16 protein-coding genes are annotated in these 12,443 nt (G+C 56.0%); all 16 read right to left on the bottom strand.

Translation table 11 applies throughout. The features are described 5' to 3' along the window. Positions 1–80: 80 nt before the first annotated feature. The 16 genes from WC891_05615 to rsmD all read right to left on the bottom strand — a co-directional run bounded on the left by WC891_05615 (position 81) and on the right by rsmD (position 12,434). On the bottom strand, positions 81–902 hold the full coding sequence (locus WC891_05615; GenBank protein ID MFA5867423.1) for a PIG-L deacetylase family protein: 822 nt from the start codon (positions 900–902) through the stop codon (positions 81–83). Between the two features lie 2 nt (positions 903–904). After that, positions 905–1,591 (bottom strand): ribonuclease III, encoded by a 687-nt coding sequence (gene rnc / locus WC891_05610; GenBank protein MFA5867422.1) that lies wholly within the window; start codon positions 1,589–1,591, stop codon positions 905–907. Next, positions 1,591–2,832: a beta-ketoacyl-ACP synthase II gene (gene fabF, locus WC891_05605; GenBank protein ID MFA5867421.1), complete on the bottom strand. Its 1,242-nt coding sequence runs from the start codon at positions 2,830–2,832 to the stop codon at positions 1,591–1,593. Before fabF ends, rnc begins: the two co-directional genes overlap by 1 nt. A 24-nt stretch (positions 2,833–2,856) precedes the next feature. Further along, positions 2,857–3,099 (bottom strand): acyl carrier protein, encoded by a 243-nt coding sequence (gene acpP, locus WC891_05600; protein ID MFA5867420.1) that lies wholly within the window; start codon positions 3,097–3,099, stop codon positions 2,857–2,859. 110 nt (positions 3,100–3,209) lie between these two features. Beyond that, on the bottom strand, positions 3,210–3,956 hold the full coding sequence (gene fabG, locus WC891_05595) for a 3-oxoacyl-[acyl-carrier-protein] reductase (protein MFA5867419.1): 747 nt from the start codon (positions 3,954–3,956) through the stop codon (positions 3,210–3,212). Continuing rightward, positions 3,949–4,860 (bottom strand): ACP S-malonyltransferase, encoded by a 912-nt coding sequence (gene fabD, locus WC891_05590; GenBank protein MFA5867418.1) that lies wholly within the window; start codon positions 4,858–4,860, stop codon positions 3,949–3,951. Before fabD ends, fabG begins: the two co-directional genes overlap by 8 nt. 1 nt (position 4,861) lies before the next feature. Beyond that, the gene (locus WC891_05585) at positions 4,862–6,058 is read right to left on the bottom strand and encodes an electron transfer flavoprotein subunit alpha (protein MFA5867417.1); all 1,197 of its coding nucleotides are present in this window, start codon (positions 6,056–6,058) and stop codon (positions 4,862–4,864) included. Beyond that, positions 6,059–6,844, bottom strand: a complete 786-nt coding sequence (locus WC891_05580; protein ID MFA5867416.1) for an electron transfer flavoprotein subunit beta/FixA family protein — start codon at positions 6,842–6,844, stop codon at positions 6,059–6,061. It lies immediately after the preceding gene. Beyond that, on the bottom strand, positions 6,841–7,992 hold the full coding sequence (locus WC891_05575) for an acyl-CoA dehydrogenase family protein (GenBank protein MFA5867415.1): 1,152 nt from the start codon (positions 7,990–7,992) through the stop codon (positions 6,841–6,843). The genes WC891_05580 and WC891_05575 overlap by 4 nt, the downstream gene beginning before the upstream one ends. 18 nt (positions 7,993–8,010) lie before the next feature. Continuing rightward, positions 8,011–9,048, bottom strand: coding sequence for a beta-ketoacyl-ACP synthase III (locus tag WC891_05570; protein ID MFA5867414.1), 1,038 nt, complete (start codon positions 9,046–9,048; stop codon positions 8,011–8,013). 53 nt (positions 9,049–9,101) lie between these two features. Then, positions 9,102–10,085 carry a phosphate acyltransferase PlsX gene (gene plsX / locus WC891_05565; protein MFA5867413.1) on the bottom strand — a complete coding sequence of 328 codons (984 nt, stop codon included), beginning with the start codon at positions 10,083–10,085 and terminating at the stop codon, positions 9,102–9,104. Between the two features lie 27 nt (positions 10,086–10,112). Beyond that, positions 10,113–10,289: a 50S ribosomal protein L32 gene (gene rpmF, locus WC891_05560; GenBank protein MFA5867412.1), complete on the bottom strand. Its 177-nt coding sequence runs from the start codon at positions 10,287–10,289 to the stop codon at positions 10,113–10,115. Between the two features lie 23 nt (positions 10,290–10,312). Further along, positions 10,313–10,867 (bottom strand): DUF177 domain-containing protein, encoded by a 555-nt coding sequence (locus tag WC891_05555; GenBank protein ID MFA5867411.1) that lies wholly within the window; start codon positions 10,865–10,867, stop codon positions 10,313–10,315. Further along, complete coding sequence (locus WC891_05550) at positions 10,868–11,371, bottom strand: ATPase (protein MFA5867410.1); 504 nt, start codon at positions 11,369–11,371, stop codon at positions 10,868–10,870. It lies immediately after the preceding gene. 18 nt (positions 11,372–11,389) lie between these two features. Beyond that, positions 11,390–11,869, bottom strand: a complete 480-nt coding sequence (coaD, locus tag WC891_05545; GenBank protein ID MFA5867409.1) for a pantetheine-phosphate adenylyltransferase — start codon at positions 11,867–11,869, stop codon at positions 11,390–11,392. A 1-nt stretch (position 11,870) separates the two neighbouring features. Beyond that, the gene (rsmD, locus tag WC891_05540) at positions 11,871–12,434 is read right to left on the bottom strand and encodes a 16S rRNA (guanine(966)-N(2))-methyltransferase RsmD (GenBank protein ID MFA5867408.1); all 564 of its coding nucleotides are present in this window, start codon (positions 12,432–12,434) and stop codon (positions 11,871–11,873) included. Positions 12,435–12,443 lie beyond the last annotated feature (9 nt).

Below are 12,443 nucleotides of genomic sequence, written 5' to 3'. Positions count from 1 at the left end.
GAATAATTAAGAATGCCCACGTAAAAATGGGATAAATCATATTCTATAATAAACGGACGGTGGCTGTGAAGTGCTTTTTCTTATAATCTGCGAAAAGATTCGGTGTTACCGAAGCGGTGGTCGTCCGACGTCGCGGTGCCGGTCGCCTCGCCCTGGGTGTCCCCATTGCCGGCCGACCTGGCCGGCTGAGCCCAACCGAATATCAATCTTAGCGGCGCCATATACCATTTGTTTCGCTGGCTGACGTGCGCAGCCATCGCTTCGGATTTCTTGGCTACGACGCTGGAGATATCGACGGTCGTGTCGGGACTGGCGGAGAAATAGAGATAAACGTTCTTGACGCCTGCTTCTTTGGCGGCTGCCCGCGCTTCCCGGCCGGTCACAATGTGATCGATGTGATGATACACCGGCCCCTGATCGGCGTAATCGTAGGCGAGAACCGTGTCGACCTTATATTTCTTTATGATATCCTTAAGCTCCCGCCGGATTTCCGCCCTGTCTTTGTCTGACAATCCGCCGTTAAAGCCGCGTTCAAAGTGTCCCATGAACAAAGGCTTATAGCCGAGGAGGCTGGCCGCCTTACGCGATTCGGCGCGCCGCGTTGCCTGAATATTTGATTTGTCCGCGGACAGAACCCCGATGACGGTCTTGCCCTCCGCCGCCAGGACCGCCAATGTGCCGCCCGTGTAGTATTCCAGGTCGTCGGGGTGGGCGCCAACCGCCAGGACAACACGAGCGTCTTTGAGCAACTGCCGGCCGTTCGCTTTGGCCTTAACCGGGTCTTTGACCTCTTCTACGCGCGAAAATAACCGGCCGGCGGCGACGGGCAGCAATAATATGATAAATGCGATGACGGCGACGGTTATCATTACAGCGGTCAGCACGCGTTTCTTCCTTCCCACATTTACTCCAAAATCTGCAGCGCTTCCTTCGCGGCGGCCTGTTCGGCTTCTTTCTTGCTCGTCCCCTTGCCCTTACCGTAAACGTGACGGCCGACCGACACCTGGGCGTGGAACATTTTGTGATGGTCCGGGCCGGTTTCCTTATATATATTGTACTCCGGCGCCAGGCCGAATTTCTTAACGGTCAGCTCCTGCAGCCGCGTTTTAAAGTCGGCCGACGCTTCTTTGGTGCTCTCCTCGTCGACTCGCTTTTCAAACAATCTGAAGATGAAATCGTGCGCGGCGTCCAATCCCTGGTCGAGATAATAGGCTCCGATAATCGCCTCGAAGCTGTTGGCCAAGATCGACGTCTTGTCGCGGCCGCCGCTGACCTCCTCGCCGTGCCCCAGGAGCAGATGGCTGCCAAGGTTTATTTCCCTGGCCACATCGGCGAGTATGCCCGTGTTAACCAATCGCGCCCTGAACTTAGACAACTGTCCCTCCGACAGATCCGGGAAGCGGGCATAGATTATGTTAGTGATGACGTAGCCGAGTATCGTGTCGCCAAGGAATTCCAGTTTCTCGTTGGAGTCGAGGAGCGGAAGATTGTGTTCGTAGACATTCGAAAGATGAGTTAAGGCTTGCCGGAGAAGTTTCTCGTTATTAAAATCCAGCCCCAAATCGGCAGCGGCTTGTTTCAAACCGCTCATCAGGCCGTAAATGCCTTAAAAAGAAGCACCGCGTTCTGGCCGCCGAAACCGAATGAGTTGGACATGGCCGCTTTGATTTCCCGTTTGACCGCTTTGTTCGGCGTATAGTCCAGGTCACATTCGGGATCCGGGTTCTCGTAGTTGATCGTCGGCGGGATAACGCCCGATTTAACGGCCAGGGCGGTCACAACGGCTTCCACGCCTCCGGCCGCCCCCAATAGATGACCGGTCATCGACTTGGTCGAGCTTAAAGCAATCTTGTAAGCGTAGTCGCCGAAAACCTTCTTGACTGCCAGCGTTTCAATCTTGTCATTGTAGTCCGTGGAGGTGCCGTGCGCGTTGATGTAATCGATATCCGTAGGTTTCAAACCGGATTCCTCGACCGCCAACGTCATCGCTCTTGTCGCGCCGTCCCCGTCGAGGTCAGGCGTCGTCATGTGATAGGCGTCCGCGGTCGCGCCATAGCCCGCGACCTCCGCGTATATGTTCGCGCCACGGTTCAAAGCGTGCGACAACTCCTCCAAAACGACGACGCCGCAGCCTTCGCCCATGACGAAGCCGTCCCGGTCTTTATCGAACGGCCGGCTGGCGCGCTCGGGTTCGTCATTCCGGGTGGACAAGGTCTTGGCCGCGCAGAAACCGCCGATACCTAAGCCGCTGATGGCCGCTTCGGCGCCTCCGGCCAGCATAACATCGGCTAGGCCATTCTTAACCATCCGGAAGGCCTCACCGATTGAGTTGGTGCCGGTCGCGCAAGCGGTAACGATGCACATATTCGGCCCTTTCAAACCGTAACGGATGCTGACATGGCCTGAGGCCATATTCACGATCATCATCGGTACGACAAAAGGACTTAACCGCCGCGGCCCTTGTTCAAGCAGGACCACGTGCTGTTTTTCCATCGTTATTATTCCGCCGATGCCGGAGCTTACGATAACGCCGGCCCGTTCCGGAACGAACGCGCCGTCGCTTAGGCCCGCGTCTCCTAAAGCCATGCCTGAAGCAGCCACCGCAAAGTGGCAGAACCTATCCAAACGACGGATTTCTTTGTGGTCGAGGTATTCCGCCGGGTCAAAATCGGTTACCTCGCCGGCGATACGGGCGGGATAAGAGCTGGCGTCAAAGCAAGTGATCTTGCCGATGCCTGACTTGCCCGACGTCAGGGCGTTCCAGAAAGTCTCTTTACCCAACCCGTTCGGCGCGATTACGCCTACGCCGGAAATGACTACACGTTGCGACAAATACGCGTCTCCTTAAAGCGGGGACTAACCTTGCTGGTCAACTATATACTGGACTGCGTCGCCGACGGTGGCGATCTTCTGGGCGGCCTCGTCCGAGATTTCCGCCCCGAACTTCTCCTCCATAGCCATAACCAGCTCGACGATGTCCAAGGAATCGGCGCCTAGGTCGTCGGCGAAGGTCGCCTCCGGTTTTATCTGCGCTTCGTTTACGCCTAAGTGCTCGACGATTAGTTCCTTAACTTTCTCAAATACCTGATCGCGATCCATGAATCCACCTCCTTAAAGCACATAATGTTAAGAGTTTACATTATACCCGGTCGTTTAGCATAGGGCACAGGGCGGAGAGCTTTTGTCCGCTCTAGGCTCTAGGCTCTTAGCTAAATAAACAGGCCGCCGTCTATCTTAATGACCTCGCCTGTTACGTAAGCCGCGTCGTCTCCGGCCAGAAAAGTAACCACGTCGGCGACGTTCTCGGGCGCGCCGAATACGCCGAGCGGAATCAGCTCTTTCAACTTACCTGAATACTCCTCGGGCAGCTTCTTGGTCATGTCGGTTTCGATAAAGCCCGGCGCGACTGCGTTTACGCGGATTCCCCGAGAAGCCAGCTCTTTGGCGGCGGTTTTGGTCAGTCCGATAACGCCGGCTTTGGAGGCCGAATAATTGGCCTGGCCGGGATTCCCGGCGACGCCGACGACGCTGGCCAGATTCACGATCGCTCCCGAGCGTTGTTTGAGCATCGGCCTGGTAACCGCCTGAATACAGTTGAAGGTTCCCTTCAAGTTCACGGCTATGACCGCGTCCCATTCCTCTTCGCTCATCCTCATAATCAGATTATCGCGAGTTATACCGGCGTTGTTTACCAGAACGTCTATCCGGCCCATGGCCGCAATCGACTCCTCGATCAACCGCTTGGCCTCGACCGATTTGGAAATGTCGGCGGCGATGAAATTCGCCCTGACCCCGGCGGCGGTTAATTCCGCGACCAGTTGGTCGGCCGTATCCCCCGCGGCGATGTCGTTGACAACGATATCGGCGCCCTCGCCGGCCAGCCTTCGCGCGATAGCCGCGCCGATGCCGCGCGCTCCGCCCGTAATTACGGCTACCTTGCCCTTAAGGTTATTCATAAGCGTTCCTCCCGTTATCTATCGACGCGTCAGAACCGGCAATCCGTTTTACCAAACCGCTCAGGATCTTGCCCTCGCCTAGCTCGACAAATCTGCCGGCTCCCGCGTTCATCACCGTCTTGACCGACTTCGTCCATTGAACCGAGCCGGTCATTTGTTGTTTCAGAGCGTCCCGGAGAACCTCCGGATCACTTGACAATTCACCCGTGAAGTTAGAGCAAACAGGGATTGAAGCCTGCGCGAACTCCGCGTTATTAAGGTCCTCCTTGAATTCGTCGGCCGCCGCGGCCATCAAGGGCGAATGAAAGCCGCCGCTCACATTCAGCTCGACGACCTTCTTGGCGCCGGCGTCGGCGAACCTTTCCTTTAACACGTCAACCGCCGTTGATTCGCCCGACACGACAACCTGGCCGGGACAATTGTAGTTGGCGACGCTTAAGAATCCGCCACTAGGGGCGTCTGAGACGATTCGGCTGACCTCGTCGTCTTCGAGTCCTAAGACGGCTAGCATCTTGCCGCTGCGCCGGGACGCGGCTTCCTGCATCAGACTGCCTCGTTCGGCGACCAGCGCCAGGCCTTCGTCGAAATCAATCACCCGCGCCGCGACCAAAGCGTTGTATTCGCCCAGGCTGTGGCCTAGGGAAAAATCGGCGGGACGCCCTGACTTCTTGTATAAAACATAAGCAGCATGATTCATTGCGTACACTGCGAGCTGCGTATTAACGGTCTCGTTTAAGATTTCAGCCGGCCCGTCGAAGATGAGCTCGGTCAGATCCCGGTTCAAAAGTTGGTCGGCCCGGTCGAAAACGGCCGCGGCCTCGGGATGAATGGCGCAGATATCCCTGCCCATGCCGACTGCCTGGCTGCCCTGGCCTGGAAACATAATAGCGGTCTTGCCGCCCATGCTAAGCGCGCTCCTTTTTTAGCCTTTCCAGCAGCGCGGGGAGGACTTCGTTCACGTCGCCGACGATACCATAATCGGCAAGGTCAAAGATCGGCGCGTCGGCGTCGCGGTTGACGGCAACTATGACTTCCGAGGTCGCCATGCCGGCCGCGTGCTGAATAGCTCCCGAAATGCCGCAGGCGAGATAAAGTTTCGGACAGACTGTCTTACCAGTTTGTCCAACTTGATGCACATACGGCAGCCAGCCTTCGTCGACCAGCGGCCTGGATGACCCGACGGCGCCGTGGAACAGTTTGGCCAGCTCGTTCAGAATCTGAAGATTCTCCGGCTTGCCCATGCCCCGGCCGCCGGCCACGATAACCTCGGCGTCCTCCAGCTTTTCGTCGGCCGCCAACTCCGTGTGTTTGTCGACGAACGTAATTTTGGACGCAAACAAGGCCGGGTCGAGTTTGACCTGGACTGTGTCGGCGGTCCTTGAGCTATCCGGCTCACCTTTCTTAAAGACATGCGGCCTGACGGTCGCCATCTGGGGACGTCGTTCCGGACAGATGATAGTCGCCATAAGATTGCCGCCGAACGTGGGACGCGTCTGCCTCAAGAGCTTCGTCTCGGTATCGATGGCCAGAGCCGTACAATCGGCCGTTAATCCGGTTTCCAGAACCGCCGCCGCCGCCGGCATTAGCGTCCGGCCGAGCACCGTCGCCCCCGCCAAGAGAACGGCCGGTTTCTCCCGGCTGATAATATCCACAAGCACCCTTGTCATAGGCTCAACAAGGTTGTTTTTCATGGCCTCGTTATCGACGACGTAAACCTTGCTCGCTCCGTTCGCGGCACAGGTCTTAGCCAGATCCGTAACTCCGGAACCGATAAGAATAGCCGAAACCGGTTCCTTCAATTCCGCTGCCAGCTGGTCCGCCTCGTGCAGTAACTCCAGCGCCACCGGGGCGATATTGCCGCCATCGGTTTCAGCGAGCACCCAAATACCGCTCCAATCCGTTTTGGTCTGGGCGGCCAGCCCTTCCGAAGCCGTGCCCTCGATGACAATGGCGTCGACCGGGCAGATTTCGGCGCAGGCGCCGCAGACCGTGCAGTGTCCGCTAACAATTGCCTGACCTTCAAATAGTTCAAGCGCGCTATAGGGGCAAACATCGACGCAAACGCCGCACCCGATGCACTTTTTGGTTACCTTCACGGCCATCTAGAGAACACCCGCTTCCTTCAGCTTGCTGACGAGCTGGTCGATCTGATGCTCCAATGAGCCGGTAAATATCTCGCCGGTCTTGTCCCTTTGCGGCACAAATGACTCGACGACTTGCGTCGGCGAGCCCGACAAACCGTACCTTTTCCCGTCGCCGCCTAGGTCCTCGGCCGTCCAGGTTTCTATCTCAACCTTTTTAGCCGCCATAATGCCCCGGAGTGAGGGAAGCCGGGGTTCGTTGATCTCTTTAACCACCGTGATCAGGCAGGGCAATGGAACGTCCAATACTTCGTAGCCGTCCTCAACCAAGCGCTCGACGCGCATCCTGCCTTCGCCGGCGTTCTCTATTTTCTTGATATAGGTCGCGAACGGAATATTTAGGTGGGTCGCTATTTCCGGGCCTACCTGGCCGGTATCCCCGTCGATGGTTTGCTTGCCACAGATAATCACGTCCGCGGGGCCGGCCTTTTTGATTGCCTCGGCTAAAGTATACGAGGTCGCCAGGGTATCGGCGCCCGCGAAAGCCCTATCGGAAACCAAAATCCCCCGGTCGGCGCCGACGGCCACAGCCTGTCGTAAGGCCTCAGCGGCCTGTGGCGGCCCCATCGTAATGACCGTCACCGTGCCGCCGTGCGCTTCTTTCAGGCGAACCGCTTCCTCGACCGCATAGGTGTCGAACGGGTTGATGACGGCTTCGACGCCGTCTCTGATTAGGGTATTTGTCTCAGGATCGACCTTTATGTCGGTCGACCCCGGCACCTGCTTTATGAGGACGACCAGATTCATTTGTTTATTGCCTCTTTGATCAAGGCAGCCTGGATGACGTTTCTCTGAATCTGGTTCGTGCCCTCGTAGATCTGGGTAATCTTCGCGTCCCGCATCATCTTCTCAACCGGGTATTCGCGCATGTAGCCATGTCCGCCCATAATTTGAACGGCATCGGTCGTTACCTTCATGGCGACGTCGGAAGCGAAGCACTTGGCCATACTGGCGTGCTTGGTATAGGTTTTTTCTCCCGAATCAATCGTCCGCGCTACCGCATAGGTTAGCGCTCTGGCCGCTTCGATCTGCATAGCCATATCGGCCAGCATGTGTCCGACCGCCTGATATTGTATGACCGGCTGGCCTCCCTGCTCTCTCTCCTTGGCGAACTTAAGCGCTTCCTCAAAAGCCCCCTGGGCGATTCCCAGTGCTTGGGCGGCCACGCCGGGCCGGGAAAGGTCCAGCGTCTTCAGAGCGATAACAAAACCCATACCTTCCTTGCTTAGTAGATTCGCCTTGGGCACGCGGCAGTTGTCAAAGATCAGTTCAGTGGTCGCCGACGACCGTATACCCATCTTTTTTTCTTTCTTGCCGAAGGTAAAACCGTCTGTTCCTTTTTCCACGATTATGGCTGAAGCACCCCGGCTGCCCTTGGACTTGTCCGTCATGGCGATGATCGTATAGACGTCCGCCTGACCGCCGTTGGTAATCCATTGCTTGGTGCCGTTCAAGACATAGAAGTCCCCGTCCGCGGTCGCGGTTGTCGTCATGTTGGAGGCGTCCGAACCGGCACTGGCTTCGGTCAAACCAAAAGCGGCCAGCGAACCCCCCGCGACTTTCGTCAGGTATTTCTTCTTCTGGTCTTCGTCGCCGAACAGTAGAATCGGTATCGTGCCCAGCAAGGTCGCCGCGTAGCTCAAAGCGACGCCGCCGCAAACCCGGCTGACCTCCTCGATTATGATGCACTCTTCCATTACCCCGCCGCCCAAGCCTTCGTATTCCTCGGGCACGAAAACTCGGAAAAGATCCGAATCAGCCATGACCTTCATAATCTCTGTCGGGTACTCTTCTTTCTCGTCAAGCTCCGCCCTGACAGGCAGAACTTTATCTTCGGCGATAGTCCTTGTTAAGTCTTTAATCATCTGCTGCTCTTCAGTCAGCTGATAGTCCATATACTTGGTTGCCCCCTTCTAATGTTTCTTCGCCCAACGGATGACATTGGCGCCCCAGGTCAAACCGCCGCCGAAGCCAACCATGAGCAAGATGTTACCATACTTGAGCCGGCCGCTTTGCCACAGTTCATCCAGCGCAAGCGGGATGGACGCGGTCGACGTGTTGCCGTATTTCTCAATATTGCTAACCACCTTTTCGGGCGGAAGTTTCAGCCTTTTGGCCGCGGCTTCCGTGATCCGGGCGTTCGCCTGGTGCGGGATAAAGAAATCTATATCCGTGCGGTGCAAACCGGCCTGCCTTAAGACGTTGGCGGCTGCTTCCAAGCTAACCCTGGCGGCGAATTTGTAAACTTCGTTGCCGTTCATCTTGATGTAATGCATGCGTTTCGCGACGGTTTCCTCGCTGGCCGGCATGGCTGAACCGCCGGCCGGGACCTCTAAAAGGTCCGACCCGGTGCCGTCGGCTCCGGTGAAGCTGGCCATGAAACCATAGCCGTGCTCTACCCGTTCCAGAACCACGGCGCCTGCGGCGTCGCCAAACAATACGCAAGTCGTCCTGTCCGTCCAGTCAACCAGACGGCTCATGGTCTCCGCCCCGATAACCAGAACGCATTTTGCCCTTCTGGTTTCAACGAACTGGGAGCCTACGGTTAACGCGTAGACAAACCCCGCGCAAGCCGCTTGCAGATCGAACGCGCTGGCATTGACGGCGCCCAGTTTTGCCTGGACTAGACACGCCGTCGATGGCCACAACTGGTCTGGTGAGGCCGAAGTAACTATAATCAGGTCAACGTCGGCGGCTTCCCGGCCCGCGTCCTTCAGCGCTTTCCTGGCCGCTTTAACCGCGAGGTCGCTCGGGTTAACACCCTTTGCGGCGATATGACGTTCGGAAATCCCGGTCCGGCCAAAGATCCATTCGTCGGTGGTATCAATCGTCGCGGCCAGGTCTTTGTTGGTTACCGTTTTGGGTGGAACATAACTGCCAAGTCCGGTTATGCCGGCCCAGACAAGTTCCTTCCGGCCTGTCGCCCTGTCCTTTATCTTTGAACCCAGCATGTGCATCGGGCTGGGCGGTTTCTTCTTGGTTTTTCTCGGCCTGGGAGAATCGATCATGACATTCCCTGCTTAATATGCTTGACCACGTCATTCTCAACGGATTTGACGGCTACGCCCACCGCGTTCTTAATCGCTTTAGCCGACGAACTGCCATGCGCGATGATGCAGACTCCGTTTAGTCCGAGCAATACGGCCCCGCCTGTCTCTTCCGGGTCGATATCCCGCTTTATATCCATTAGCGCCGGCGTCAGAAGAAAACCGCCGGCTTTGGCGCGGGGGCTGCTCATGATGCCGTTTTTCAACATCCCTAGCAAGAGCGAGCCGACTCCTTCAACAATCTTCAAAACCACGTTCCCGGTAAAACCGTCCGTTACGACCACATCGATATCGCCGTTGAACATCTCTTTGCCTTCGACGTTGCCGCTGAAATCCACCGGCGAGTTTTTCAGTAACTTGAACGCTTCCTTGGTGAACAGGCTGCCTTTCTCGGCTTCCCCGCCGATATTCAGCAGGCCAACCTGCGGTTTCTCCACACCCAATACGTCCCGCGAGTAGGTCGCGCCCATAACCGCGAACTGAGGTAAGTATTCCGGTTTACAGTCCGCATTGGCGCCGGCGTCCAGAAGAAGCACATTGCCTTTTTTGGTGGTTAACCGCACTGCAATAGCCGGACGCTTGATCCCTTCGATGCGGCCGAAATCCAGCAGCGCGGACGCCATCGCCGCGCCGGTATTACCGGCCGACATAAAAGCGTCGGCCTTACCTTCTTTAACCAACCCGGTTCCAATGACAATCGATGAGTTTTTCTTACCCCGGACGGCCTTTCCCGGTTCCTCGCCCATTTCTATGAGCTCGGGAGCGTCAACGACTTTAATATTGTCGGACGAGGGATATTTGCCCAGCTCAGAGTGAATGACCGCTTCAGGGCCGGTAATTATGAATAAAATCTCCGGGCGCAGCTGCGCGGATTCAGCGACACCTTTGACGATCTCTAAAGGCGCGTAGTCGCCGCCCAGGCCGTCGATTGCAATCGTGATCTTCGCAGAATTCATGGAAGTGCGGGTCTAGTCGACTTCGATTGCCGGACGGCCTCGGTAGTAGCCGCAATTAGGACAGGCATGATGAGACAATTTCGGCTGGTGACACTGCGGGCACTCCGCCGTGTTGGGGGCCGTCAGCTTATGGTGCGCCCGCCGGCTGTCGCGGCGTGATTTCGAGGTCTTCCTCTTCGGTACTGCCATCTCTTTAGATTCCTCCCAAATATTTACTTGTCCAACTCAGGGTGTTCTTCCAAATAGCGCTTTAGCGCCGCCTTATACCCTGTTTCTTCTTCTTCTGTTTCTCCGTGGTTGTGCTTTCCTTTATCAAGCGCTTCGCCGCAGACCGGGCATAAACCAGGGCAATCCTCCCGGCACAACGGCTTAAACGGGACAGCCAGCACAAGCGTCTGCGTAAGAAGCGGCGTCAAATCGATCTTGCTTTCTTCGATCGCGAACGCCTGCTCTTCCTCGCGCTCTTCCGGATCTCCCCGGTTAAAGTCGCGGTGTGGCCTGTAAACCTCACGGAACTTCTGCTTGACGTGCTGCGTATATTTATTTAAGCAGCGGCCGCATGTCAAAACTACATCGGTCAGCAGGGTTCCTTCAGCTAAGACCGTTCCGCCCGCTTCCCTTAAAACAACCTCAGATCTAACGGGACCGACAACGTCAATCCGGTCATGTCCCTTCTCAACAGGCGGCAAAGGCTCCGTAACGACAAGCGTCTCGACGCCCCCCGTGCTTTTCAGGAGCCCCGAGACGTCAACCCTTAATCCGCTCATCTAGAACTGCGTTTCGTCCGAGGCGTCTTCTTCAATCATCTCGACGTCTTGGACCTTCTCGACCTTTCCTTGTAGTTTCTCACGGCCCTTACGGATCGTTGAAACCATACGATGCAGTGTGGCTTCCATGTTGGCCAACTTCTCATCCGCGTAATCTTCGGCTTCCAAGCGGATCTTACGGGCGTTCGACCTGGCTTCTTCCAGGATTTCAGCCGATTCCTTTTTGGCCGCTCTGACGACCTCCGTTTCCGTAACCATCTCATCGGCCTTGATGCGGGCTTCCGCAATCATTTTGTCAGCCTCGCGCTTGCCTTCGTCCAGCCTCTCATTGCGTTCCTTGATAATCCACCTGGCTTGCTTAAGCTCCTCTGGCAGGTTTGCGCGAAGCTGATCGATCAGGTCAAAAATACCTTTTTCCGACACCATGATCGAACTGCTCAACGGCACCCGCCGCGCTTTGGACACCATTTCCTCAAGCTCATTGATTTGAGCCTCTAAATCCATTCGTTCCTCCTCCTTTCATCAGGAAGAAAACTTATTCCTTAAGGCCTCTTCGACGACCAGCGGCACTAAGCCCTTTACTGCCCCGCCATATTCGGCGATCTCCCGAACGGAACTGGAACTCAAGTACGCGTACTCGGGGCTGGCCATCATAAACAACGTCTCGACCGTTTCGTTCAACTCTCTATTTAGTTGGGCCATCTGAAACTCGTGCTCAAAATCAGATACCGCCCTTAAACCTTTAACGATGACATGAGCATCCTGTCTATCAGCGAATTCGACAAGTAGCGAGTCAAATTCCTTTACGGCCACATTGGCGATATCGCTGGTCGCTTTCTTGACCAGGCCTACCCGCTCGTCTGTCGTAAACAGCGGCTTCTTGGCGACGTTCTTGGCCACCCCTACGACCACCGAGTCGAAAAGTGTCGCCGCTCTCTTGATGATATCAAGGTGCCCGCTGGTTATGGGGTCGAAACTGCCGGGAACAATAGCCGTCTTCACTTTAACCAGTCCTTTCTACCTCGTAAAACAAGAAACGGCTATCTCCGTAGGCGCGGTTCTTCGTTGGCGAAAACCCGGGCCTGTCCGGGGGCTCTATCTTAGAAAAAAGACGCAGCACGACCAAACCGCCGGCGCGTACCAGATTGCCTTTCAGGAGAGCCTCAAAGACAGCCGATAAATCAACCATATCAATTCTAAAGGGAGGGTCTAAAAAAATCAAATCGTAGGAAGCGCCCGCGGCGGCGTTTTTGGCCAAGAACGTAATTACATTATCCCTAATCACAATACCTTTGTCTATCATTTTGGTATGTGCTAGGTTGTCCCGGACGGTTTCGGCGGCTTCCGGTGAAGAGTCGATAAAAACCGCCGACTTCGCTCCCCGGCTTAAAGCTTCGATACCGAAAGAACCGCTGCCTGCAAACAGGTCCAGAACGTCCGCCTCCTCGACCTGCTCACCCAACATACTGAACAGAGCCTCTTTTTGTCGGTCGAGCGGTGGCCTCGTCGCGTCCCCCGGCGGCGCTTTCAGTTTATGGCCTTTGGCAATTCCCGCTATTACTCTCAAAATATCCCT

The sequence above is a fragment of the Actinomycetota bacterium genome, assembly GCA_041658625.1.
Lineage (GTDB): Bacteria > Actinomycetota > JAHEXW01 > JAHEXW01 > JAHEXW01 > JBAZZW01.
This window is presented reverse-complemented; position numbering and strand designations above follow the sequence as displayed.